Origin of the sequence: Paraburkholderia phosphatilytica, from assembly GCF_003443895.1 — a bacterium.
Taxonomy (GTDB): Bacteria; Pseudomonadota; Gammaproteobacteria; order Burkholderiales; family Burkholderiaceae; genus Paraburkholderia; species Paraburkholderia phosphatilytica.
In genome coordinates this window covers 78,904-103,644 of sequence record NZ_QQOA01000024.1, presented here as the reverse complement: position 1 = coordinate 103,644, position 24,741 = coordinate 78,904, and the positions used below count along the sequence as shown (strand labels likewise).

18 protein-coding genes and 4 pseudogenes are annotated in these 24,741 nt (G+C 64.6%); 13 read left to right on the top strand and 9 right to left on the bottom strand.

Annotated features, from left to right (window positions below; all coding sequences use genetic code 11):
• Nucleotides 1-2 precede the first annotated feature (2 nt).
• Nucleotides 3-464 (bottom strand): hypothetical protein, encoded by a 462-nt coding sequence (locus tag DVS29_RS23655; RefSeq protein ID WP_118182943.1) that lies wholly within the window; start codon nt 462-464, stop codon nt 3-5.
• A gap of 1,007 nt (nt 465-1,471) precedes the next feature.
• Between DVS29_RS23655 and DVS29_RS23650 the strand changes: the two are divergent.
• The 3 pseudogenes from DVS29_RS23650 to DVS29_RS37945 form a co-directional block, all read left to right on the top strand.
• A pseudogene (locus tag DVS29_RS23650) lies at nt 1,472-1,594 on the top strand (integrase); the annotation flags it as partial.
• Nucleotides 1,595-1,612: 18 nt separating this feature from the next.
• Nucleotides 1,613-2,766: pseudogene (locus DVS29_RS23645) on the top strand (IS91 family transposase); the annotation flags it as partial.
• 592 nt (nt 2,767-3,358) lie between these two features.
• Nucleotides 3,359-3,710, top strand: a pseudogene (locus DVS29_RS37945) (IS3 family transposase); the annotation flags it as partial.
• A gap of 896 nt (nt 3,711-4,606) precedes the next feature.
• Here the strand turns inward: DVS29_RS37945 and DVS29_RS23640 are convergent.
• Nucleotides 4,607-9,640: a hypothetical protein gene (locus tag DVS29_RS23640; RefSeq protein WP_124800705.1), complete on the bottom strand. Its 5,034-nt coding sequence runs from the start codon at nt 9,638-9,640 to the stop codon at nt 4,607-4,609.
• A 414-nt stretch (nt 9,641-10,054) separates the two neighbouring features.
• Here DVS29_RS23640 and DVS29_RS23635 point away from each other — a divergent pair, with 414 nt between their 5' ends.
• The gene (locus DVS29_RS23635) at nt 10,055-10,786 is read left to right on the top strand and encodes a TorF family putative porin (RefSeq protein WP_164707975.1); all 732 of its coding nucleotides are present in this window, start codon (nt 10,055-10,057) and stop codon (nt 10,784-10,786) included.
• 48 nt (nt 10,787-10,834) lie between these two features.
• Nucleotides 10,835-12,232 carry a S8 family peptidase gene (locus DVS29_RS23630; RefSeq protein WP_118182940.1) on the top strand — a complete coding sequence of 466 codons (1,398 nt, stop codon included), beginning with the start codon at nt 10,835-10,837 and terminating at the stop codon, nt 12,230-12,232.
• 8 nt (nt 12,233-12,240) lie between these two features.
• Here the strand turns inward: DVS29_RS23630 and DVS29_RS23625 are convergent, their stop codons facing one another.
• Genes DVS29_RS23625 through DVS29_RS23615 form a run of 3 tightly spaced genes read right to left on the bottom strand, consistent with a single transcriptional unit; the run spans nt 12,241 to nt 14,790 of the window.
• Complete coding sequence (locus DVS29_RS23625) at nt 12,241-13,533, bottom strand: hypothetical protein (RefSeq protein ID WP_124800704.1); 1,293 nt, start codon at nt 13,531-13,533, stop codon at nt 12,241-12,243.
• A complete protein-coding gene (locus DVS29_RS23620) occupies nt 13,517-14,197 on the bottom strand; it encodes a zf-HC2 domain-containing protein (RefSeq protein ID WP_118182938.1) in 681 nt (226 codons plus the stop codon). Before DVS29_RS23620 ends, DVS29_RS23625 begins: the two co-directional genes overlap by 17 nt.
• Nucleotides 14,194-14,790, bottom strand: coding sequence for an RNA polymerase sigma factor (locus tag DVS29_RS23615; RefSeq protein ID WP_118182937.1), 597 nt, complete (start codon nt 14,788-14,790; stop codon nt 14,194-14,196). Before DVS29_RS23615 ends, DVS29_RS23620 begins: the two co-directional genes overlap by 4 nt.
• Nucleotides 14,791-15,395: 605 nt before the next feature.
• Here DVS29_RS23615 and DVS29_RS23610 point away from each other — a divergent pair.
• Both DVS29_RS23610 and DVS29_RS23605 read left to right on the top strand, forming a co-directional pair.
• Nucleotides 15,396-16,238 carry a response regulator transcription factor gene (locus tag DVS29_RS23610; RefSeq protein ID WP_118182936.1) on the top strand — a complete coding sequence of 281 codons (843 nt, stop codon included), beginning with the start codon at nt 15,396-15,398 and terminating at the stop codon, nt 16,236-16,238.
• On the top strand, nt 16,231-16,473 hold the full coding sequence (locus DVS29_RS23605) for a hypothetical protein (protein ID WP_118182935.1): 243 nt from the start codon (nt 16,231-16,233) through the stop codon (nt 16,471-16,473). Before DVS29_RS23610 ends, DVS29_RS23605 begins: the two co-directional genes overlap by 8 nt.
• A 3-nt stretch (nt 16,474-16,476) precedes the next feature.
• On the opposite strand, the gene DVS29_RS23600 is transcribed toward DVS29_RS23605, so the two are convergent.
• Nucleotides 16,477-17,172, bottom strand: a complete 696-nt coding sequence (locus DVS29_RS23600; protein ID WP_124800703.1) for a hypothetical protein — start codon at nt 17,170-17,172, stop codon at nt 16,477-16,479.
• 139 nt (nt 17,173-17,311) lie between these two features.
• On the opposite strand from DVS29_RS23600, the gene DVS29_RS23595 reads away from it, so the two are divergent.
• The 4 genes and pseudogenes from DVS29_RS23595 (at nt 17,312) to DVS29_RS37655 (ending at nt 19,297) form a co-directional block, all read left to right on the top strand.
• Nucleotides 17,312-17,560 carry a hypothetical protein gene (locus DVS29_RS23595; protein ID WP_118182933.1) on the top strand — a complete coding sequence of 83 codons (249 nt, stop codon included), beginning with the start codon at nt 17,312-17,314 and terminating at the stop codon, nt 17,558-17,560.
• A gap of 151 nt (nt 17,561-17,711) precedes the next feature.
• Nucleotides 17,712-17,871 (top strand): annotated as a pseudogene (locus tag DVS29_RS37660) (IS3 family transposase); the annotation flags it as partial.
• Between the two features lie 290 nt (nt 17,872-18,161).
• Nucleotides 18,162-19,013, top strand: coding sequence for a response regulator transcription factor (locus tag DVS29_RS23585; RefSeq protein ID WP_164707974.1), 852 nt, complete (start codon nt 18,162-18,164; stop codon nt 19,011-19,013).
• Nucleotides 19,014-19,111: 98 nt separating this feature from the next.
• Nucleotides 19,112-19,297, top strand: coding sequence for a hypothetical protein (locus DVS29_RS37655; protein WP_118182931.1), 186 nt, complete (start codon nt 19,112-19,114; stop codon nt 19,295-19,297).
• A 362-nt stretch (nt 19,298-19,659) separates the two neighbouring features.
• On the opposite strand, the gene DVS29_RS23575 is transcribed toward DVS29_RS37655, so the two are convergent.
• Both DVS29_RS23575 and DVS29_RS23570 read right to left on the bottom strand, forming a co-directional pair.
• The gene (locus DVS29_RS23575; RefSeq protein ID WP_118182930.1) at nt 19,660-20,160 is read right to left on the bottom strand and encodes an anti-sigma factor family protein; all 501 of its coding nucleotides are present in this window, start codon (nt 20,158-20,160) and stop codon (nt 19,660-19,662) included.
• A complete protein-coding gene (locus DVS29_RS23570; RefSeq protein WP_420816158.1) occupies nt 20,157-20,684 on the bottom strand; it encodes an RNA polymerase sigma factor in 528 nt (175 codons plus the stop codon). Before DVS29_RS23570 ends, DVS29_RS23575 begins: the two co-directional genes overlap by 4 nt.
• 547 nt (nt 20,685-21,231) lie before the next feature.
• On the opposite strand from DVS29_RS23570, the gene DVS29_RS38170 reads away from it, so the two are divergent.
• A complete protein-coding gene (locus DVS29_RS38170; protein WP_164707973.1) occupies nt 21,232-22,236 on the top strand; it encodes a hypothetical protein in 1,005 nt (334 codons plus the stop codon).
• 197 nt (nt 22,237-22,433) lie between these two features.
• Nucleotides 22,434-24,131 carry a hypothetical protein gene (locus tag DVS29_RS23560; RefSeq protein ID WP_124800701.1) on the top strand — a complete coding sequence of 566 codons (1,698 nt, stop codon included), beginning with the start codon at nt 22,434-22,436 and terminating at the stop codon, nt 24,129-24,131.
• A gap of 71 nt (nt 24,132-24,202) precedes the next feature.
• On the opposite strand, the gene DVS29_RS23555 is transcribed toward DVS29_RS23560, so the two are convergent.
• Nucleotides 24,203-24,691, bottom strand: coding sequence for a GNAT family N-acetyltransferase (locus tag DVS29_RS23555; RefSeq protein WP_205962509.1), 489 nt, complete (start codon nt 24,689-24,691; stop codon nt 24,203-24,205).
• Nucleotides 24,692-24,741: the final 50 nt, after the last annotated feature.

Genomic DNA, 24,741 nt, shown 5'->3' with positions numbered 1-24,741 from the left:
CTCTACAGATCATGGGTGTCGGGCCGGATCGCAAATCCGAGTGCGCCCTGCACCGGCCCGGATTGCGGTCTGGCTTCCGTCTTTACCCCTTCCTTGCGAACGTGCTTTGTCTGGGACGTCGCCTCCTGCGCACGCGTTTGCGCCGTAAACGCCTTCTCGGCACCCGTCGCGCGTGCGCCCGGTGCGGGTCGCGCGACACTGCTTGCGCCACTGCCTTTTCCTGCCGAGCGCAGTGCATAGCGAATCGTCCCTGCCGTGATGTCAAGACCCTGTTGCTGAGCCTGCTCCGCGATCTGCTCCAGCGTATAGCCCTTCGCCTGCGCAGTCCGCACGCGCACACGCATGTCCTTCATCGCATCGCGCACCGTCACGCCACGTTCGGTATCCGGCTTCTCTGGGAGCGCATCGAGTGCGCGACCAAAAGCCTCCCATTGCGACTTCGTATAGACCTTCGCAACAGGCATCGTTACCCTCCTGAACATCGGCTACGCATCGCTGTGACATCATCGTGCGCACGTCCTGAGCACGCGTCAACACAGTTTTTCCGCACGACTTGCTCATGCAGGAACACACCGGTAGCGAAGGGAAAGCAGCAGAACAACGCACTTTTTTAGCGAATGTTGTGCGCACACGACACGCTAGACCAACGCATCAAGGTACGCCGGATTGGCGCGTGCCGTTGACGCCGAGCGACACCACCTTGACGCGCGTTTCTGGCTTCGGCCGCCGCGTCTGTGCGCGTGCAGATTCCAGCCCTCTTGCCTGAATTGCTCACGGTGCTCCGCACTTAACCGTGAGATCCACGCTCACACGATAGCGCGTCGCCTGCATCTCGACGCACGCAGGTCTTCGTCTGCTCTACGCAATACGTTGACAGCCCGGGCACCAGACTTGGCTTTTCATACGGCCCTCGAAACGCATCGGTCGGCGCATTTACTATGCGAACGATCCGCACTTTTCGCGCGCGCCAAACACGACAATGTACGCACATTCCACACATCTGGTTCGCCACTGGTCAGAAGTTCATGGCGCAGCGGTTACGCATCCCTTAAGGCATCGCTTTACGCAGTGCGTTGACCCAAATGCCAACCCCACCGCGCATAGTCTTCGCAAAGACAACGCACGTGGTTCTCCGAGGCTCGATCGGACGTTTACGCGAAGGCAGCGACCTCTGCGCACGGCGTTTACTCTGTGCCATAAAAAATGCGCGGAGAACAAGGGATGGCAGGATTGGCTATCGCCGGTTTTGGTCGCCGTGGACACATTTGCAGACCGCCGGTCTATGACGCGCGCTATACGAAAATCGGAGGTGTGAGGGCATCACCAGTGACGTTCCGGACCGGCTGGGTGCGGTCACTCGCGCCCACACACGTACTCGTGAGGTAGCTCCGAATGCCGCTTTGTCGGCGGACCGGCCGTCGACACGTTCTGCGTCTCAAGCGTCTGCATCCACTTCACGGTGAGTTCGCGTATCCGCGTGATCCAGGTGCTGCTCGGCCATGCGAAGCTCGAGAACACCGCGCTCTACATCCAGGTGGCCACCGACCTGCTGCACGAGGTCACCAGTCCGCTGGACCGCCTGCCTCCCGGGTAGGTCCGCGCGTAGCGCCTCATGCTGGAGGTTGCGGACATCTTCCGCAGCGACGGGCCAGCGTGGCGGGCCACGACACGCCTGAGCCTGGGGCAACTGAAGGTCATGTCAGCCATCGAACGGTGCCGCACGGCGGCACTGGGCGGACATGTGTTGCGCTGCTCTGGCTGCGCAAGGACGGAGGTGTCCTTCAACTCCTGTCGGGACCGGCATTGCCCGAAGTGCCAAGCCAGCGCCGACCATCGCTGGCTGCAGGCACGCCAAGCCGATCTGCTACCCTTCGAGTACTTCCACATCGTCTTCACGCTGCCCGCGCCCATTAGCGCGATTGCTTGGTTTAACAAACGGATCATCTACGGGCTGCTGCTCGACATCGCCGCCGAAACGCTGCGCACCATCGCAACTGATCCGAAGCATCTGGGTGCCAACATCGGCGCCACGCTCGTAATGCATACCTGGGGCTCGGCGCTCACGCATCACCCGCATGTGCATGGCATCGTCCCCGGCGGCGGACTCTCGCCTGACGGTGAGCGCTGGATCGCCTGCCGGCCCGGCTTCTTCCTGCCCGTTCGCGTGCTCTCACGCCTGTTCCGCAGGCGCTTCCTCGAAGCGCTCGAAGTGGCCCACCGGCATGGCCAGTTGCAGTTCTTCGGCGAGTACACCGGGCTCGCTGATCGCGTCACCTTCGCCCGGTGGCTTGCGCCGCTACGTACCTGCAAATGGGTGGTCTACGCCAAGCGCCCGTTCGCCGGACCCAAGGCGGTACTCGAGTACTTCTCACGCTATACACACCGCGTCGCCATCTCCAACCAGCGCCTAGTCACCTTCGATCAGCGTGACGTGACGTTCCGCTGGAAGGACTACCGCGCGAAGGGGCGCACCCGCTACAAGACCATGACGCTGGAGGTAGGCGAATTCATGCGCCGCTTCCTGCTCCATGTGCTGCCCGGTGGTTTCCATTCCATCGCATCCGTCACTACGGGCTGCTCGCCAACCCCGTGCGCCGCGCCAGCCTCGCAAAGGTGCGTGAGTTGTTGCGCGTTGCATCCGAGATCAGTCCGTCACCGGACGACTACGTCACCGAAACCCGGCCCGTGTTCATCTGCCGGCACTGCGGTGCACCGATGATCGTCATCGACATCCTCGCGCGCGGCGCCCCCATCCGCGCACCGCCAATACGACGGGATCCGACATGCGCATCACGGTTCCTCGATCTCCCTGTGCAACGTCGGCGATGCGGCAATGCGACCCACGCGAGGACGTCCGTGTGTGTCGCTTCGCGAAGCGACACACACGCCTGCTTCATCATCGCGATTGCACGACTGCACCGATTTGCTACGGCATCCGCGCCCGTCCGGCATCCCGCCTAACCGCGTCGCATCCGAGACCACTGAGCATCCCAGCCTATCAATCGCCATAGCCGCAAAGCCTCCAACCGCATCGGGGCACTCCGCGGTTTCCTCCATCCCGCCGTCTGTTGCTCGGCTCCGAGCGCAGGCCAGATACCAGACCACCCGGGCCGGCTCGCGCAACCGGCCAACCAGCCGGATCTGCCTGACCGCCATGCTCGGCTTCTCAGCAACACGTCCAGGTTTCAGACCGGATTCCACAACTACCTGAATTACCTTCAGACGGTCGAGTCTCGCATGTTCAACGTTACCCATGCTGGCTATGCATTGCCCGCTCCGTGATCCGCTGGTAGCCGACAAGCATACCGACGGTAAAAACGGGGAGCGGCGAAATTCTTGGACTACGAGGAGCTGGTCCATACATTCGCATGTAGACCGCATCCGAGCAGTCAAGCTCTACGTGAAGCTAGGAAGGCGCCTTACCGCGAACATTCGGCAATCGGGCTGATCACAAAATGAAGTCCCTCAAGCGCGGGGATCACAGCTACACTCGATGCCTCGATTTGCCGAAGGCACGTATTTGCGTATGGCCGCGCTATTCGGCAGAACGGAAAACGCGGCCACAGATCACTACATGAACCACGGCCAGTGCCTCGCAGCAACGACAAGGCCCTTGAGATATCTGGAATATGGGACCCTCGTCGCCCGGCTCGACGAGTTGCATCCTCAATGAAAGAAAACGCGCTCCCGGGAAGACTTCGGTCATCCGGTAAGCACCAGAGCTCGGGCAGACAGTCATCGACCGGTGCATGCAACACCGAATTCGTACAGCAGTCCACGGAACTGGTCGACCAGCATGACGCGGTCCGGACCAGTTGCTGAAGCATGCGGTGCATTGCAGGCATGACCTGCGGGTCATCCGTCTTGACGGCACGAATCGCATCCCGGTCGCCGAGCCGCTCCTCAGATTACCGCAGCGTCGGTTGCGTCGTCCTTGTTCGACTTTACGAACGGTCCGGCGAACCGGGCTGCAATGAGCCGCACTTCTGGGCGAGCGTCGCCGCGACCGTGCCCAATGGTGAGCGCTGCCACAGGCCTCCGTGGCGACACGGCTCGCAGATCGGTTGGCGAAGAACAGTGCGAGCTAAGCTCGTTTGACGACCTTGCGTTGAATCGCGCCGGTTCCGGGCCCGACAAATGGCAATGGTCGTGGATCCCATCAGGTTCTGCTTGTTGGATGGACAGCCGAACCTGCATTGTCGCATGCTCAGGACGCGTAGCTGACTGAGGCGTCGAATGGACCGTCAAGGCGGCAGATGACCGTTCCATCCTATTTGGAGCCTACATCACACAAAGCCATCAACTCATTTCTTTTACGGCAGGTTATGATCGCCGCCGAAAATATGAAGACATTGAATCATGAACTCTTGCGCCGAATGCTGGCATCCGCCCTCCATGGCGAAGTCCCACGCTCATGAATAGACGGCGAAACGGCCAAGCCGACGATCAAGGACCGATTTGCGACACTCCGCGGCACCTAGCAGATCGTGACTCTTCCGTGCCTAGACTCCCTCACTCGAACTGCTGAACGCTACCAACCGCGAGAACCATGACGGCTGTGCTTCCGCGCCGACTGCGTTCCATCAGTTAACCGACCAATGGCGCATCACGCCGAATTGTTTGCCAACACCGTCAACCGGCTTTCGCGCAGATGCACGATAGCGCCTTCTGCATTGTTTATTTTCATGCCGCGCAATCGAGCATTCGCAAGTCCATTCGAGCCGTCCGCAGCATGACGTTGCAGTAGTTCGCGTCCGATCGCGGAGAACTCGTCCTCCTGCGCGAGCGACGGATTCGCGATGGCGAGCGTATCGATCACGCGCCGGCGCAACAGCGGCGGCAATTGCATGCCGTGCTCCTCGAGGAGCACCGCGAACTGTTCTCGAAAGCGCAGCGGCAGTTCCTGGAAGCGCGCGGCGATCGCCTCGAGCACGACCCCGACTTCCTGCGGCCGGCGGCCGGGCGAGCGCAAAGCGGAACCGAGCGTCTTCAGCGTGCCGTCCGGACCACCCGCGGCAATGAACGGCTGCTCCAGATCCCACCAGCCGTTGGCCCGGCCATCGTGCAGATCGGGCGTTCCGAACCGCGCTGCCAGCGCCTCCATGCCTCGCCCGATCGCTGTCGTACCGCCGAGTTCGATCGCGAGATGGCGCCGCGCGGGTTCAGCTTTCGCGAAATCGCGGAAGAGGTCTCCGACAACCGATTTCCGCACGTCCTCCGGCGCGCTTTCGCCTGCGATGTGCCGCAAGACCACCGCCTGCATGCTGTCCGTGAACGAGGGCAGCGCCGCGAGCAGCTGCCCTGCCGCTTCGGCCGACACCGCGACGCCTTCGCCGTCCGCATCGTGCCGTGTCTGCGCGCCCAGATACCCTTGCGACGCGATGTCGGCGTAGAGCCACAATGCGTCGCGCTGCGGCGCGTCCGGCGCCATCCGGTCCGCGATGTCGCGCCAGTTCGCCACCACGTCGGCTACCTGCGCTACCGACAATGTACCGACGCGTTGTAGTTCCGCGCTCAGCACTTCGGCCAGCGTGCGGGGTGCAAGCTTCGCCGCGCTTTCGACGAAGCCGTCGATCAGCGCCTGTGGCACGTGGCTGCCGCCACGCACGAGATTGCTTGCGAGCTCCGAAGTATGCTCGCCGTCGAGCGTCGCCATCCGGTTCAGCACGGTATCGACGACACGCTGCTGTTCCGCGCGATCCGGCATGCCCGTCTGCGTGCCTTCCGGGAACGCGCTCTCCACCAGCCGGATCGCGGCGCTCGCGAACTGGCCGCCATCGTCGAGTCCCACCACGACTGCGAGCACCGCGTCGCGGCCAGCTGGTGTAGCCTCGTCGTAGGCGTCGAACATGTTGTGCAGCGCGGCCTGCTGGTTCGTTGCGTTCAGGCGCGGCCAGACCTGGCGCAGCAGCTGCGCGAGCTCCGCCGCGTCTCCCGCGTCGCCGGTGAAGTGCGCCATGCTCATTGCGAGGTTCAGGAGCGGCAACTGATTACGCGTCGCCGGCCCCCGCTCCTCGGGCTGCTCCGGTGCGATGCCGGCTAGCGCCGTGTGCAGCCGGTTGCGCGAAGGCGCATCGAAGAACGGGTACAGCCTGACGACGTCGGCCGCATGTGACGCGATTTCGCGCGCGCCGGTCACAGTTGGCGCGGGACGCAACGTCGCGGCCAGCGCAACGGCCACAGCGCGCGCCGCCTCCGGCCGCACCGGCACGCCATCGCGCTGCGATTCGCGCGCCATCGTAAGCAGGACGGACATCTGCTGCGCGTCCGTCCAGTCGGCGGATTTGCTGAGCGTCGCGCGGTCGATCGCGGCGCGCGCGGCCTGGAGATCCGCGGGCCGCAAGTCGCTGCCGAATGCCGCGATCAGGTTTTGCAGATAGCGCGCGGCATGAATCCGCCCCAGCGGCGTGTTCGCGGGCGCCTTGCGGTCCTGCACGGCACTCACGAGCGTGCGGACCAGCGTCGCGCGCATCGCGGGATCGTCACCCACAACATCCGCGAGGATCTGATTGCGCTGCGGCACATCGATCTCGGCGGGCAGCGTGCCCTGGACGACACTCGACAGCAACCGTGCGCGCGGCGCCTCGTCCAGCTTCGCGTCCGCCTGCCCCACGCCGGCCAGCACGGACTGCAGCATCTCCCGATAGATCGGTCGAAACGCGGCGCTCTGCGCGACTCCCTCTTTCTGGCAGTGTGCGATGTCGCGCTCGATCGCCTCCAGTGCGACGCGCAACGCTTGGCTGCGCGGACTCGCGCGCCCCGTCACGGCCGACCATGCGAAGCCCGCAGCAGAAACTGCCGCGAACGGCGGCACCACGGTCGACCACATCCGGCTGCGCTTTTGCCCGCGCGTGCGCGGCATGTCAACGTGCGCGCTGCGGGCGTCGCTCAAGTCTTCGCTCGACGCGATCAGCTGCTTCAGCAGCGATGCGAGAGAAGCGCCGCGCAGATGCTTGAGACCGGCGCGCACCGCATCGAGCGCGTGCGACTGTTGCGCATCGCTGCCGCTGTAGCGGCTCGTCGCGAGATGGCCGGCGATGTCGATCAGGTCTTTTGCGAGCCTCGACTTGTGACGGCTATTCAGCTGAGGCTTCTCGAGCTGCTGCAGGATCAGCGACATCACGTCGGCCACCGTCTGCCTGTCGCCGGATGCGCTGCCAACACGCGGCAACTGCGCGACCATCGCATGCAGCAGTTCGTAACGCTGCGCGGAATCCACCGCTGGCCGCGAGCCGATGGCGATCCGTCCGGCGTCTTCCGCGAACAGCTCTTTGGCGAACGCCACCAGATGATGGCGGTGCCCGCGCAGGCCGTCCATGTTCGACGCGAGCGCGAGAATCTGCCGGAACGGGCCGCGATTGTCGACGTGTCCGTCCGTCGCCAAAAGGCTGCCGCACGCGCGTCGCCCGCTACACTGGTTGAGGTAGTCGCGCACGACGGTCGCGCGTTGCCGGCTGCTACCGAGCCACGCGGGATCGTCCGGCAGGTGCACGGCCCGGTCGGCAGCGTATTGCTCGGGACGGCGCCCGGTCGCGATCGCTTCCGCCGCGTGCTGCACCGAACTCACCTGACGCGGGTTGATCGCGACGGACCATGTTTCGTCGAACGTCTGCGCGAAGCGCTGCGCCTCGCCCGGCGACATCCCCGCCATGACGTCGCCCAACCGGTCGTACAGCGCGATAACGCGCACCCCGCTGCCCGCCTCACCGAGTGTCTGCAACACGTCGTCGGCGCACGGCCGCTCGATCCCCAACGCGGCGCTGGTGAGCTTGCGCGCGACGCGCAGTCGTTCCGCGCCGTCACCAACGGTAAAGTGCATCGCCACACGCGCGAGCTCGATGCGCGTATCGACCGGCGTGTGCGGCCCGAACGAAAGACCGATCGTCTCCGTGATCGAATCGTTGAGTGCGCGGTCGCGCTCGGCCGGCGATTCGTTTGGCGCGAGCTCGGCACGTCCGCGCGCGAGCAGGTTCGGCAGCTCGCCCAGCGCGGCTCGCTGACGGTCGATTTCCGCCATGCGCGCGGTCACCGCTTCAGGTGTCGTCGCGACGACGGGTGCGACGGCCGCCTGCAGATCGGTCGGCAGGATGCGGGCCGTCGCGCGCGGTTGGGCTCCGTCGACGTGACCGTTGTCGATCCAGCTCCGGGTGGCGCGAATGGCGTCGGCGAGTTGCGCCAGTGCAGATTGTGCGGGCGCACCCGGCGGGCACGCGGCACGCAGTTCGGCCACGCGCGCCGCGGCGTCACCAAGAAGCGTCGACACGCCGGGCGCTTCGCTTTCGCGTGTGCCGAATGCGCCGACAGTCGCGTGATCGCTATCGAGCGATGACGTCATCATCGTGCGCAGATCGCGCGACATGCGCGTCGCCAGTTGTGCGAGGCCGTCGTGATCGGCATGCGCGGCTTCGAAGGTCACGGGACGCAGCGTACCCAGCATCGCCAGTTCGCCGAGCACCGCGGCTTCCGGCAGCAGACGGTGTTCGTCGATCGCGCACTGGACGGCGCAATGCGCGAAGTCCGCTCGAACGGTGGCGATTGCGGCACGCGCGGCGTCGAGCTGGATGCGCGCCACGGCGACGCCGTCGGCTTCGTCATCCGCGAAATTGAGTGCGAGTTCCAGTGCGTCGAAATGGTCGCCCGCGGCTTCAAGATGGGTCGTCATCTCTCCCGCGTCGCGTCCGCTGGCGACGAGCCCCGCCATGCCGCCCCCGGCCGCGGTGTCGGCTGCAGCACGCGCGGCCTGATGCGCGTGCCTGACGAGCTGCGTGAGCGTCGCGAGCGCAAGGGCGTCGCCGCCTGCGATCGCGCGGCCGAGTTCGAGCGGACCGCGAGTGCGCGAGGATTGCTCGTGGGCGGCGTGATCCCCGCCTGCATCGCCCGTTAGCGGGACGCTCGCCAGTTGCGCGAGCAACACGGCGGCCTTCGCATCGCCATCTTCCGGCACGCGGGCTTCCGCCAGCGTGAACTCGCCGCCTTCAAAGCGCGAAGTGAAGACCGGCTCGGGCGCCATCTCCGGTTCGCGCAGCGAGTCTTGCACTGACCCTGGGCCCGACTGTTGCACCGAGCCATGTGGCGGCTCATGCTCCGACCCGTGCAGCGAGCCACGCAGCGACTCGTGCGCGGAGCCGTACTCGGACCCAACCAGTTGTTCAGGACTCGCCATTTCGTCCGGCGATTCATGCCCCAGACTACGCAGCACCGACATGCCCCAGCCGCCGCGGCCCCGCCATGGCGTGTAGCCCGTGTCCGCCTGAGCAGCGGCGGAAGTCGACGCGGCCGCATCATCGTTCGTCACTTCGACTATCGGTTTCGTTCCGGAACTCGATGCGACGTGCTCTGGGTCCATCCGCTCAGAGCGTGCGAACAGGTCTGCGAGCGTCATCGTGCCCGGCTCCTGCATCGGCGCCTTGCCTGCGCGCCGGGTTGCGAGCGGCGCCGCGTTGCGCGGCGCCGCCGGCCCCGCGACTTGCGTTTCGCGGGCCTGCGCGCTGATCTCGCCGAGCATCGGGCTCACCGTGCGCCCATGTCTGCGGCCCTCCGCGGGACGCGGCTGCACCGCGCCCGTTGCGGGTGCAGACGGATGGCTGGCCGGTGCGTTCGAACGGCGCAGTATGGGAAGCGACAACGTGAACCTGGCCATCGGATGCCTCGCAACTATCAGAGAAGTTGCGGACATTGAAGCATTGGGTTCCACTCGTGGCGGCGGTTAGCGGTGAAAATCCCGCCACGCGAACGAAACGTTCTGCCTCATCGTTGCCGTGCGCGAGCGGTGTCACACCAACGTCCCGCCAGTGAGTGCTGGTCGTCAAATGGCTGATAGAACATCGGACGACGCTCATCGAGGCGTCACATTCGAACCGGCCATCTATATTCAGGAAATCCTGACACAAACAGCTTTGCAATCCTGACAGACACCGTGATTAGTTCCGTTTAGCATCGCATCAAACATCATTCACCGGGCATGGGTCACCTGTCGCTCATCCCGGTACCGATTGCCCCATGCTGCATGCCGATCTCGACCGCCAGCAAGATGAAGTCAAGACCTGACCTAGCGTTGACAGGAACAAGGCGCGGCGAAGCGTGGCGTGCGGCGTCGCGACTCGTTCTAGCGTGCGTCGTCGTATGGCCAAAACCCGCGGCCGCGTTCGACGACTGGCAGTTCGAACTCGGTGCCGCGACCGACAACGTCTCGCGTGGCCTCGACCTCAGCTATCAGCAGCCGTCGGTGCATGCGGCCGCCAACTGGTATCCGGACGGCGGTCTGTTTGCAGGCGTCTCGGCCGCATCGGTGCGGATGGCGGGCGATTCGCTGACGGGCGTGGAAGCCGTCACCGATGCAGGCTACGTATGGCGCTTCGGCAGCGACTGGAGTACGCAGGCAATGCTCTCGGACTACCGTTTCGCGCACATCCGGCTCGGCTATCGCGATGACTATGACGAAGCCGTACTGACCGCCGGATGGCACGACGAACTGTATCTGTCGGTGGCGTTCTCGCCGAACACCGGCTTCGGTCCGTTGCGTAGATCGTGGGCGATGGCGTACGACCTGACGGGACGTCTGCCGCTCATACACGGCTTTTCGGCGATGGCCGGCATCGGTTACTACGACGTGAGCGCCGAACTGGGCGCGGGCTATGTCTATGGCAACGCCGGTCTGACCTGGCAGTATCGTGCGATGCAGTTCGACGTGATGTACGTGGCAACACACGCGCCCGCGGGGGTCAAGGCATGGATGGGCAATACACTCGTCAATCGCTGGATCGCCGACGCAATCTGGCACTTCTGAACGGCACGCCGACAGCAGCACCCTCGTTCCGCTATCGATGAATCGTTCATGATGAGAGCCACGCCGACCGCCAGCCACCCTCGCACCGAACGCGCCGCACGACGCATGGCGTTCCGGCGCGCGCGGCTGCCGTCGCTCGCGTTCGGGCTGATTGTCGTCACCAGCTGCGCGCTATCCGGCTGCGGCCTGCTGCCCCCCGCGGACGATCCCGCCAGCATGACGCGCGCAAGCTCGGCACATCCGGAGCGAATGATCATCGTCGCGGTGGCGAATCCGCCGGAGACGCTGATGCTGCGTGCCGGCTCAACCGCTCGCGGCTACGGAGCCGCGAGCGGCTACTCCGCCGGCGGCAGCGCACGAGCGACGGTGACGGCGCTTGCGCGGCAATACGGCTTGCGTGAAGTGTCGGCGTGGCCGATTCCATCGCTCAACGTGCACTGCGCGATGCTCGAGATCGTCGGCGACGCGCCGCGCAGCGGAGTCGTCGCGAAGCTCGCGGCCGATTCGCGCGTGAACCTCGCGGAACCGCTGCGCACGTTCCGCACGCTCGGCGAGCTTCCGCCCGCAAGGGCCGGATACGTGGCGCTGCAACAGGGCTTCCGCGAGATTGGCGCCGAGGCCGCGCAGAAGATCACGCGGGGCGATTCGATCAAGATCGCCGTGATCGACACCGGCATCGACACGACGCATCCGGATCTGCGTGATCGCATCGCGTCGACGCGCAATTTTGTCGATGACGACTGGGAGCAGTTCAATCAGGACCGGCATGGCACCGAGGTGGCCGGCATCATCGCCGCCGATCATGCGGGCAGCATGATCGATCCCGCACGCAGCATCGAAGGCGTCGCGCCTCGCGCGAAGATCGTCGCGATCAAAGCATGTTGGCAACAGAATGGTCCGGATCAGTCGGCCGTCTGCCATACGTTCACGCTCGCGGAAGCCTTGCAGGCCGCACTCGAAAGTCACGCGCAGGTCGTTAACCTGAGCCTGGGCGGCCCACCGGACCCACTGCTGACGGAACTGGTCGCACTGCTGGTGAAGCGAGGCGTGATCGTCGTGGGCGCTGTTCAGCCCGACGGCGACCTGAACGCCTTCCCGGTCGGCATCCCCGGCGTGATTGCGGCGGAGCCCGCGCCGGATGCGGGCGCACCGGCCGACAACCCCGGCGACCGCGTACTCTACGCGCCGGGGCACAACGTCCTGACCCTCACGCCGGGCGGCCACTACGATTTCGTGTCGGGATCGTCGTTCGCCACCGCCTATGTCGCGGCGACGGCGGCATTGCTGGTCGGGGTCCAGCCGCATGTCAGTGCGCACGACGTCGACATGGTTCTCGAACAGACCAGCGGTGCGACGAAATGGCACGCGCGGATGATCAACGTGTGCCGCGCGATGACCGCGATGCATCGTACCTGCACGGAGGGCGAACAGCAGGCGCAGCGCTGAACTTCGGATCAAGGCGTCCTGCTCTCCGTCATCGTTGTCCCGGACAAGCCACCTTCCGCGCGATGGGCATCTGCTGCCACACAATCGCGATCCATGAGTTTCGCGTTGTGGCGTGTATGGTCCGCGTACCGGAATAGCTGCGTGCGATCGTGCATGTCGCCCGGTCCCGCGAACGGCCGCACCACTTCGCGGCCGAACATCCGGATCATCCAGGCGAGCGCAAGGAGCACTACTACCACCGCGACAATCGCACCCGCGAGCGCCAGCATCGACGCGTGCAGATGGCGCGCAAGCTTGCCTTCGGTTTCGTCGAACAGCACATCGCGCAACTGCGTGATCGACCCCATCGTCGGTACGTATTCTTCGGCGAACTGGCCGGTTGTCACGTTCACGCCGCCCGGCCGGCTCGCCAGTTCGCGAATGTTCGTGACATAGCGTTCGCCGTCGCCGAAGTAACGTGAACTCATCGTCGCGAAGGCTTCGGCCGTCAGTGCCGGATGATCGAGCATGCGCAGGTCGATCAGCGCGCGCAGCTGCTCGATGCGGCCGCGCGAGAGCTCGATCGCGAGTAGCTCATCGCTCGTCAGCGCACGGCGCATCGCGAGCGCGCTGGTGAAGCGTGAACCGAGCTGCCCCGCCTGCTCGCGCAGGTCCGCGGTCAGCTTCGCGACCAGCATCGTGTCGAACACGTCCGGATCGCCTTTCGTGGCTATCGACATTTCTGTGATCACCACCGGCAGAAACTCTGGAATCAGGTTGATCATCCGGTTCACCGCGCTCTGCGTGGCCTGATCGCCACGCCACGAGCGCGGTAGCGCGACGAGCCGGTCCACGTTGTCGCGCGCCGACGCCAGATCGGCCTGGAGCTTCATGACCAGATCGACGTTTTCGTCGCGGGTGGGCGACGACTCGTCGCGCAGCGTCTCGAGCAGTTGCGCGATGCGGGCGTCGCTGCGTCGGCGAGCCACCTCGAGCAACACCGCTCTCGTCAGCGGAATCGGCACATCTTCACCGAGCACGCCATTCATCGGACCACGCTCGGCAGACACCTGTTCCATCGCGAGCAGCGCCGCGCGGAACGCGTCGAAGCCGCGTATCGCGTGGTTCGCGGCGACGTAGACGAGCCACTGATGGACGAGCAGCCAGCAGCACAGCATCAGAATAGGTGTAAGCGCGACTGCCCCGCCGACGACGAAACGGCTTCCTGGAGACGTTCTCGCAAACAGATTACGCTTCATTGCAATCCTATGCACGGTCACATGCCCCAGACTGTCCTGCTCCTGCTCATGAAGCCCCGCCATGCTCAACGGGTTCCGCAAATCGCACACCGGACGCGGTGCGCAGCGCATCAACCTGATCCGCCACATTGCCAGACGCCTGTGCTGAAGTCGGGCTCAGCGAATAGACGCCGCTGTCGCCAGGACCCGCGACGATCTGCAGATGTAGCGACGCCAGCAGTCCCTGCAATTCGCCCACCGACATCGACCGGTCGACGACGAGCCGGATCGTCGCGCGTGCCGACGCATCCGAGGGCTGTGCGGACAGCGTGCGGTACCGCGCCGGCGAGTCGTGCGTGGATTGCGCCGTGAGCACCGCAAGGCCGCCGGTCTGCACAAGCACCACCGCGCCCAGCGCACACGCGACCGCCGCCCACCAACGCCCGGACGCCCCCCGCGCTGCCGGCGCCCCCACCGGCGTATCTTCGTCGGGTTGCCGGTCGGCCGCGTCGATCTGTTGCCACAAACGCGCAAGGCCTGTCTCCACGTCGGGACCCGGCACCGTATTCGCGTTCATCGCACCGTATAGCTGCGTCTGCAGCACAAGTTCGGCGCGGCAGCGTTCGCAGGCCATCACGTGCCGGTCCACTTCCACGCGCTCGGCATCGGTTGCGCTACCATTTACAATCCAGGGCAACAGTTCCCACGTGCGCAGGTGCGCGCGTTCAAGATCGACGGTCTGATTCATTGCGGTCCCTCGGTTACACCGGCAAGCGTCGGCATCAGGTTGCGAAGCTTGACGCGTGCATGAAACATTCTGGCCTTCACCGTGCTTAGCGGCGAATCGGTCATCGCGGCGATTTCTTCGAGCGAGTGACCCATCACGTACGCCATCTCCATCACAAGACGCTGTTCCGCCGACAGGCGCACGAGCCCTTTCGTCACCCAGTCGGACAACTCGTGGTCCGCGTACGGATCCACGCACGCGCCCTCGTAGTCCGAAGCAAGCGGTTCGGTGAGCGGACCGCCGTCACGCAGCGCCTTCAGCGTGACCCGGTAGGCAATGCCCATCAGCCAGGTCGACATGCGCGACTGGCCGCGAAATTCCGTCGCCTTGCGCCACACGATCAGGAAGGTATCGTTGATCACTTCTTCGATCATGTCGTCGCGCCGCGTGAAACGACCTAAAAACCGAACGAGGCGATGATGATATTGACGGTACAGCACAGCGAGCGCGGCCTTGTCCCCCGCGGCGATGCGCGCCAGCAAGGCGGCATCGTCCGCGTCGGTGCTACGCGAACTGACGTCTCTACGGGATATGGCGTCCTGGTTCGATGACATGGGGCAACTCACGATCCACCTCGCACGGTATTCGTGCCGTAGGTAACGTGCGACCGCAAAAAAGTTGCGGGCACGCGAAAATATCTTTCCGAGGAGCCTCAGTATCCGGTCGCGGGCGCCGCGACGCTATGGTCGTGGCGTCAGACATTCCGGATTAGCGTGTAGGGATCGACTGAACAGGAAGTCAGTTCACAAGCGCGAACACGCGTTCGATTTGCTGACTCGCCGTGTTCGAAAGCAGTGGACATGTCGGGCTTGGAAATCTCGCTGCGAGCCCCATCGTTTCGCACGCTGGGGCTTCGGTGCGCCACGTCCGAAGCAGGTGGCCGCGTTCTCGATCGCTGTCAGAAAACCGGCAACGGTCTCACCGGAACGCCAGGGATAACGATTAACCTCGCCCCCGTTTCCGATGCATCCATTTCGCTCCGAACGGGCACTTACGGACACAACAAGGCGCAACGATCCCCCCAAGGGAGGATAGCGCCGCAAACACCACCAGTTTCGGGAAACGGCCCAGGCATTGCGAGCGAAGAGATCGCGATGTCCCAAAAGAAATAGTCTGTCCGCGCGGCGATCGACTGGCTGCGCCGACCTGGAGAAAGAACGTGCGCTTTGCCCTGGTAACCGACGACGCTGCACTGACTGGCAATCTGATCGAATGCTTTGCTGCAAGCTCGATCACGGTCGAACCATTCGGCGATGAGCTGCTGCTGATGCGCGCGATGCGCACAGCCGCGTACGACCTCGTGCTGGTGGATGCGAAGCACAGCGCGGTGCTGGTCAGTTCGCTGCTATCGTGGCGCAACACGCATGCCGATCTGCACACGCCGATCATCGTGCTCACGCCGTTCTCCAGCTGGGACGCCATGCTGCGCTGGATCAACGCGGGCGCCACGGACGTCGCAAGCCGTTTCGATCTCGAACAGATTCGCCTGCGCGCCCACGTCGCACTGCAGCGCACCCGCGACGCCGCCGGCAGCGACACGATCACGCTCGACCGCTATGTGCTGCGCCGCGATCTCGGCAGGGTGACACGCGACGGCAACGACATCCCGTTGACGCCACGCGAGTTCGCGATGACCTGGCTGCTGTTCTCGAATCCTGGGCGCTTCCTGAACCGGGCGCAGATCGCGGGCAGCGTATGGGGTGTCTGCGAGGATGTCGCGGCGCGCTCGATCCAGCAGCACATCTACAAGCTGCGCAAGAAGCTGGGCCTTGGCGAGGGTTCGGGCCTTATGCTGAAGACGGTCTATGCGCTCGGCTACAAGCTGGATGTCGCAACGGCTGCCGCGGCCACAGCGGAACCGGATGACGCGGCATCGTTCGACGAGCACCCTGCCGCCGCGACCAGGACGTCGAACGTCGTGCCATTCCAGCGGCCGCCAGCGCGGCAGCGGCCCGCAGGCGAAGCGTCGCTCGCACCTGTCGCGGAAGCGAATCATGCATGAGCCGGCCGCCATCGACCCGTCATGTTCCGCCAACCCGAACGCGGAGGCGGGCGGCGACATCCGCACGTCACCCATGCCCGTGCTCGCGCTATCGCGCGAGGCAGGCATGCAGATCGTGCTCGACGCCCGCATCGGCCGGCAGACCTATCACAGCGTGCGTGGCACGCTGACGTCGCTGCAGCGTTTCGCGGACGCGGTACTGGCCGCATCGCGCCGCGATTCCCGCACGGCGTAAGCCCTACGCGGTCCGCCTGAGCAGTATCTCCATCCTGACCAGATCCGGGTCGGTCACGCGCAGTGGCGCCGGCATACCCAGCGTATGAAACGACTGCAGCGCTTGCGCGACGTGGACCCGCCTGTCCTTCGCGAGCTTCGCGACAATGACATCGCGCGAGACGCCTTCCACGACCTCGAGCACCGCACAGTGCACCTTGAGATCCGGAATAGGCCACGCGGTCACCTCCTGCAGTCCGTACTCCCGTGCGATCGCGGTCACCGTCGCGCGCGCCCCGCCGTTCACCGCGTAGCCCGGCGCAGCACCATAGCGTCCCGCGGAGGTTCCCGCCGTGAGCGGCATCGAGTCTGGAGGATTGTCCACCGTGATTACGATCATCCGATCGCCCTCGGCATTGATGCGCGCCAGCAACGCGTCGTCACCGGACACACTCGACGGCAGTTCCAGCGGTACGGCGGTACAGGCGGCCAGCAGCGGTAACAGCAGCGTCGTGAGCCGCGTAACGCGATGCTTCATCGCGCCCCCGGCATAGGAGCGGCCGCGCCGCGTTGGGGCCAACAGAGGAGCAGGCACGGAATACTGACAATCATTGACACGAATTCTCCGATCGATCGGCAAAGCGAAGATAGGTCTGCTTCCGTGTGAGTACCAGCGCGCCTCACGAAAGTTGCGGCTGCCGGGGAAATTTTTGTGCGGCAAAACGCGTTCGTTCCAGACGAGACAAATTCGTTTGCGGAGCGACGCGCGACCTGACCGCTCACATAAAGTTCACTCCAACGCGACGGTGCAGCGAATCGCCACCGTCACCCGGAACCGGCCCAACCGATTGGACGAGACCATGTACGACGCGATACCCCCCGAACTGATCGACGTGCTCGACAACGTCAAGACGCTCGCCGACCAGCCGGCCGCACAGCGCCGCAAGTTCGCCGACGTGGCGGCCGGACTCGAATGCAGCGCGCAGGAGATCGCCTCGCAAGCGCTGCGGCTGACCGATCCGCTCGCGCGCCAGTCCGCCATCACCGTCGCCGACGGCCTCGCCGCCGCCGCGCAGCTGTGCCGCACGACGCTGGAGTCGGATTCGTAGGCGACACATCCCCGTTTTCCGCACGCGGCCAGTGCAAGACATGGGTCCGGGTGCGGAGTGGCTGTACCCCGCTGCCATCTGGCCGCGGACAACCTGTGCCCTGCTACGGGCCTCTGCTTCATCTTTACATAAGGAGTAGATGGGCGGCAACCCGCAATTCCTGAGCAACCGGGAGAAAACGATGCTGGTTGACGCCTTGAAGCAAACCTATGCATTGCCGGGAGTTGCTTTCCGTGCTGGGGCTTGCCCGCAGTTCCTGCTTCTATCATCGTGCACGCCTGCTATTGGCCGACAAGTATGCAGCCGCACGTGGCGTCATGCAGAAGCTCAATCTCGTCAACAACGCGGCCATGGTCCGCTACGCACTCAAGCACGGACTCGTCCTGCAAAGGACGGGCGATAGGGGTGATCGATAGGTCTGGCATCCTAATTCGCATCACGCGGCACTTACGGACAGAAACATCAAGCAATCGAGCGCGCCGGTCCAGCTGTCACGCTTCGCCACGACTGGAGCGGACAGCGCCGGAGCGGCACGGCCAACAGGCCGTGCCGTGGATCCCCCGGGCTCGATGCATAACCGATGTGCGCGCCCGTGCGCAACGTGGAGAAGAACGTGCGATTTGCCCTCGTAACCGACGACCCGCTACTGACCGCCAACCTCACCGACTGTTTCGCCGACGACGCGATCGCCGTCGAGCCCTTCAGCAGCGAGCTTCCGCTGATGCGCGCGCTGCGCACGACGACCTACGACCTCATCGTGATCGATGCCAAGAACAGCTCGATGCTGGTGAACTCGCTACTGTCATGGCGCAACTGCAACGTGGACCTCTCCACGCCGATCATCGTGCTGACGCCGTTCTCGAACTTGAGCGCCATGCTGCGCTGGGTCAATGCAGGCGCCACCGATGTTGCGAACCGCTTCGACCTCGAGCAGGTCCGCCTGCGGGCGCACGTCGTGACTCAGCGCGAGACGTACGTAACCAACACCGATGCGATCTCGCTCGGCGGTTACGTCCTGCGCCGCAACCTCGGCACGCTCACGCTCGACGGCCGCGAACTGACGCTCACGCCGCGCGAGTTCGGCATCGCGTGGCTGTTCTTCTCGAACGCCGGCAGGTTCGTGGGCCGCGCGCAGATCGCAAGCGGCGTGTGGGGCTCGCGCGAGAATGTCGCGACGCGCTCGATCGAACGGCACGTCTACAAGCTGCGCAAGAAGCTGCAGCTCTCGGACGAGTCCAGCGTGAGCTTGAAGACGGTCTACGCCCTCGGCTACAAGCTGGACGTTATTGTTGCCAACGTTACTCAGCGGCACGAGACCGAGACCGGCGCCGCCGAAATCGACGTGAAGCCCACAGCGCCAGGCGGAGTCTTGCCTCAGTCAGCCGCGCACAACCTCGTGCAATTCGCACGTCCCCTCCGCTTCGCCGCCGCGACGCCCATCGCGGAATCGTAAACCGCGTAAAGGACACTGAAGCTCATTGGGCTTGCCGCGGCAGCTTGCGGGTTGCATCGCCAACGTTCGCTCGGGCGCCCGTTGCAAGGAGAAGGTCGATGGACCTTCTGGAAATCGCCCGGCAATCCGGTATGCAAGAGCTGCTCGACGCGCAGATCGGTCCGCAGATGTATCACAGCGTATGCGGCTCGCTCGCATCGCTGGAGCGGTTTGCAGCCGCAGCGACCGCGGCCGCCCTGCAGCCGCCTCAGCCGGAAGAACCCTTCGTCGATCTTGAGAACTAGGCGCGCGGGCCACGCCAAGAAAGATCGAGGCACCTCACGCCCCTGAAAAATCCATAGTTTTTTTGATTCGCCTTTCTCCCGACGGACGATCGGCGTCAACGAAAAAGCCGTCGAGCGACGGCTTCAAAGTGCTTCGACCTAAGAAAAGTGGAGCGCGGAGCGTCGAAACGTTTCGCGCGCCTGCCCCCTCACTGCGCGTCACGGCCGGCGCTCACCGGTTCCACGAAGCGTACGCCCGAGGCCGCGCGCAGCGCGTCGACCTGACGGTCGATATCGCCTCGCGAAGAGAGCGGCCCGATCGAATAGACGCCATTCTCGGTCGGGCCCGCAACGATCTGCAGATGCAGCGGTACAAGCAGCGACTACAGGCGCCCCGCCGGCATCGAGGCATCGACGACGAGCCGAATGGTCGCGCGCGACATCAACGCATCAGGCGTCGACAGCGTGCGATAGGCCGCGGCATGATCGCCGACCTCCGACTGCGTGCTGAGCACGGCGAGCCCGCCGGTCTCGAGCAGCAACATCGCCGCGAGGCCGTAGGCGATCTTCGCCCAGTGGGTGCGCGACGTTTCGCGCCCGCGCGGCGCGGCTGCCGCGCGCGGCGTCTGCCGGCCGGCTTCGTCGACACGCTGCAGCAAGCGCGCGAGTCCCGCCTCCGGCAGCGGCCCTTCCACCTCGCGCGCGGTCATTTCCGCATGCAGGCTTCGCTGCCGCGCGAGCTCATCGCGGCACGACTGGCAGCCGCTCAAGTGCGCTTCCACGTGCACGCGCTCGGCGCTCGACAAGGTCCCGTTCACCAGCCAGGGCAAGAGCTCCCAAGCGTGCAGATGCGCGCGCTCATTCTCGATTTGGATATTGGTCATGGGTTGCCCTCTATCGTGCCGGCTAAGACCGGCATCACATTGCGCAGTTTCACTCGGGCATGGAACATCCTGGCCTTCACGGTGCTGACGGGAGAACTCGTGATCTCGGCGATCTCCTCGAGCGAATTTCCCATCACATACGCGAGCTCCATCACGAGCCGCTGCTCCACGGAAAGCCGCGCGAGTCCCTTGGTCACCCAGTCCGTCAGTTCATGGTCCGCGAACGGCTCGCTCGCGCGCTCGTTGGCATTGCCGTCGAGCGGCTCGTGCGCAATCCCGCCCTGGCGCAGCGTCTTCAGCGTGACGCGATAGGCGATGCCCATCAGCCAAGTCGACACGCGCGCCTGCCCGCGAAAATCCTCGGCCTTCTGCCACACCACCATGAAGGTGTCGTTGATCACTTCCTCGATGAGGTCTTCGCGCCGTGTGAAGCGGCCGAGAAACCGCACGAGCCGACGATCGTACTCATGGTAGAGCGCCGAGAGCGCCGCCTTGTCGCGGCGCACGATGCGCTGGATCAACACGACGTCGTCGACATCGGCGCTGCGCCCCGTCGCTGCTGCGGGCATGACTTCGTTTATCAACATGGTGCAGTTAGCGATCCGCCAAACGGTGGTCCACTGTAGGTGCCTCCCCTTAGAAGAAATGTTGCGACGCGCCGGGAAAAAATCGACCCAGCCCGTCTTCGTGCACTTTGTCCCCTGAGCGCGAAGGAGCCGATCAGTGGCGGCGGATTCTGCTCTAGGGATTTCCTTGGAATCGGTTTCTAAATGGCGAAATTGGCGGCCGGCGCTCCGGTTGTTGTTGCTTTCGGCGCGGTGTGAGTTAACTCCGTTGGCAAGTTCTAGCCGATGGTGTCAACTCACGCCCCCCAGCGCCCCATTCGTTTCGCGCGCGTCGCATTCCGTTCGCCGCAGCGGGTCTTGGCGGCGACGGTCTGCCGCTATCGTAGGTGATGAGCGATGCGTCCTCAGCCCCTCTCCCTCGACAGGCTCACGACGCGTCGTCGCGCGGCGAAGATCGGCCCGCCTCTCGGGCGGCCCCGGTTCATCATCCACGACGAGGTCATTCATGAATCTCTCTATCGACAACTCTCTCGGCACTCAAGGGCTGTCGTTCGATTCGTCGAACAGCAGCAGCCAGTCCGGCGGCAACACGGTCGCCGAACTCGAAGAAGTCCTGATGGAATTCGCGCAGATGCTCGAGCAGATGCTGCAGCAAGCCATTCAGGCGCAAAACCAGCAGACCGGCATGGACCCGCAAGGCAGCCAGTCCGGCGGCGGCAGTCGGGCGGCAGGCGGCGCCCCCGGCGGCTCGCAAGGCACAGGCGGTACGGCAAGCGCCGGCGCGCCGGGCGGCGCTTCGGGCGCGAGCGGTCCCGACAGCATGGGCGGTCCGTCCGGCGGCAACAGCGTGGGCAATCAGGATCCGGTGTCGCAGCTCGAAGACATGCTGTCGCGCCTGCAGCAGATGCTCCAGCAGCTCCAGCAGCCGCAAGCCCAGGACGGCAGCGGCCAAGGCGGCAGCCAGGCCGGCGGCCAGAACCAACTGATGCAGATGCTGAGCGAGCTGATCCAGATGCTCGAGCAACTGATGCAGCAAATGGGCATGAGCTCCAACAGCGGTTCGGGTGACGCGGGCGGCGGCGGTGGCGGCCAACCGAGTGGCGGTGCCGGTGCTGGCGGTGCGACTGGCGCGGGTGGTGGTGGCGCCGGTGGCGCGCGCGACCCCAACAGCGCAAACGGCGGCGGCGGTGCTGGTGGCGCAAGCGACCCCAGCGGCGCGAACAGCGAAAACGGCACGAACGGCTCCGACAAGACCCAAGGCGCCAAGGGTCAAGGCCAATCGTCGCCACTCGAAAAGATGCTGCATGAAGTCATGCACATGCTCAGGGAGTTGCAGCAATCGCAAAGCGCCCAGCAACAAGGCGCCGCCCCGAGCAGCGGCGGCGGCAACGCCGACGGCCAGACGGGCGGAGGCGATCTGCAACAGCAGCTCAATCAGGTGCTCGAAAAGCTGCAGCAAGTCCTTCAGATGATGAAGGGCAAGGATACGCCGGGTTCTTCCGGGATCTGATATTGATGCGGCGAAGGCCGGCGGTCCTCGCCGGCGTTCGTCATTTCGCACGAACGAATTGACTTAAAGGAAATGTCATGAGTGCAATCAAACACGCTGCCGAGAGCGTCGCCCACGGCATCGAGCATGCGGCAAAAGACGTCGCCCACGGTCTCGAGACCGCGGGCAAGGACATCGAAAAAGTCGGCAAGGGCGTCGTGGACGGCGTCGAAACCATCGGCAAGACCTTGGCCAAGGATGTGGAGAGCACCGTCGCGGCCGCCGCCGAGTCGGTCGGCGACATGATGCAAGGCCGTATGCACGAGGCCTTGAACAAGGCGATGGAGGCCGGCCAGGATCTCGCCAAGACCGGCTACGACACCGCGACCGCCGGCGAACAGGCGACGGTCGATTCGCTTGCCAACATGCATTTGAACAAGAAGATGGACAAGGCAATGGGCAAGGCCGAAACCGGCATGCAGAAGATCGGCACGGCGGTGAAGACCGGCGTCGGCCAGGTCGAGCAGACCCTCAAGCAGGACGCGGGCGCGATCCTCAAGGACGCCAAGCAGACCGGCAACGACCTGATTCACGGTCACTTCCAGGCGGCGCTCGACGACAGCGTCAAGACCGCCGAGGACGGCATCAAGGGCTTCGCCGATCTGTCCACGGCGGGCATCCAATCGACCCTCAACACGCTGGCCAACACCCACATCAGCAAGGGCATGGACAAGGTGATGGGCAAGGTCGACCAAGGCTTCGACGCCGTGAAGAACGACGCGGTCAAGAGCGCCGACCAGGTAACAGAGCAGGTGGTCGACGGCACCGAAAGCGCGATCAAGAGCACCGTGCAGGCCGCCAAGGACGCCGCGCAAGGGCACTGGGGCGCCGCGATGGGCGACCTCGGCAACGCGGGCATGGACGCGCTTCAAGCGGCCGGCGACCTGACGCCCGAGGGCGCGATGGCGTCGGTGGGCGCGCAGATGCTGATGAACGCCCACATCGGCAACGCCCAGCTCGACGGCGCGATCGCGGGCGCGCTGCACGGCAACGTCGCGGAGATGGCAAAGGGGGTCGTGAAGAACGTCGGCGAGATGGAAGCCGGCAATGCGGCCACCTCGTTCATCGAGAACCACATGCCGCAAGGCGGCGGCGCGGGCAGCACCCTGGGCATGGCGGCGGCCGGCTTCGCCGCGGGCGCGGCGATGGACGGCTTGCACGGGAAGCGCGGCGGCGAAGAAGCCGGCGACGGCGCGACGCATTCGTTCGGCAAGGCCAGCGGTAGCGGCGGCGTCACTGGTGGCAGCGGCAGCAGCAAGTTCTCGGTGGGCGAGCAGCTCGGCAAGATCAGTGGCGGCGGCAGCGACCTGTCGGTCGGCGAGCATCTGAACCTGATCCGCAACAACGCGCGCACTTCGCTCAACGAACAGGTCGGCAAGTTCAGCGGCGCGAGCAGCAACGCGTCGGCGAGCGAGCATCTGAATGCGATCAGGCGCAACGCGCGCCGCTCGTTGGGGCAGCATCTCAACCAGATCGGCAACGGCAAGTTCGCGTCGGTCACCGAGCGTCTCGGCCTAGGCAAGGGCTCGGCGCATACGGCGGAACCGGAAGCGGCCGCGCCTCATGGCGCGTCTGCGAGCGGTACGTCGTCGCTGCGCGAACGGCTGGGGTTCAGCAAGCATTCGGCTCACACGGCTGACACCCCGGAAGCGGAATCGGCGCAAGACAAGAAGCAAAAGAAGGAGGACGTCGACGACAATGCCCAGAACGCCGCCAACAACACGATCGCCAACGATCAGGCGGGCGGCACTGCTCAGATCGACCAGCTGATGCTCGAGATGTTCATGCTTCAGGCTGGCATGAGCCAAGGTTCGAACGGTGAGAACAAGCGCCGCGAAGAACTGGCGGCGAATTAAGCAGACGAACTAAGCGGTTTCCGCGAGGGGTGCGCCCCTCGCGGAAACCGCCGACACTTTTTTCTGCGACCTCACGTCCTCACTTGCGCTTCGGCCTCTGTCCCGCCGTTCAAATCGACAGCACGACCTCTACTTCTCGCCCTACATGTCCGGCCTTCACGCGTAATGCGGAAAATCACACTGCCATCGACATGGCTCACCGGGGACCATCCGTTGCGCCTCATCAGCTCCAAGCAGGGCCGATTCCCGGCGTCCACCAAGGCGAGTGCGGCTTGCTCGAAGCTGAACAGCCATTCGAGCGCCGCCTCCCAAAGCCACGCCCAGCGTCCGTGATAATCGGGCAGCACCGCGATATGCACATATCCGCGGTAGTAGATGACCCCCCCTATCGGCGTATCGTCGTATGCGAAGCCGATAGAGCGGCAGTTCCTATAATGAGCGATGAACTTCTCTTTGGTGAAGACCGTCTGCGCATGGATTCCGGACGCCTCGTAGTAGCTCGCATCCGCGTCGTAATAGACCCCCAGGTCCAGTTGGTCCGTGATTCTTAATCGCTTCATACGGCACGCCTTTCCATGTCCATGTGAATTTCGATTTGAGTTTTTTGGCT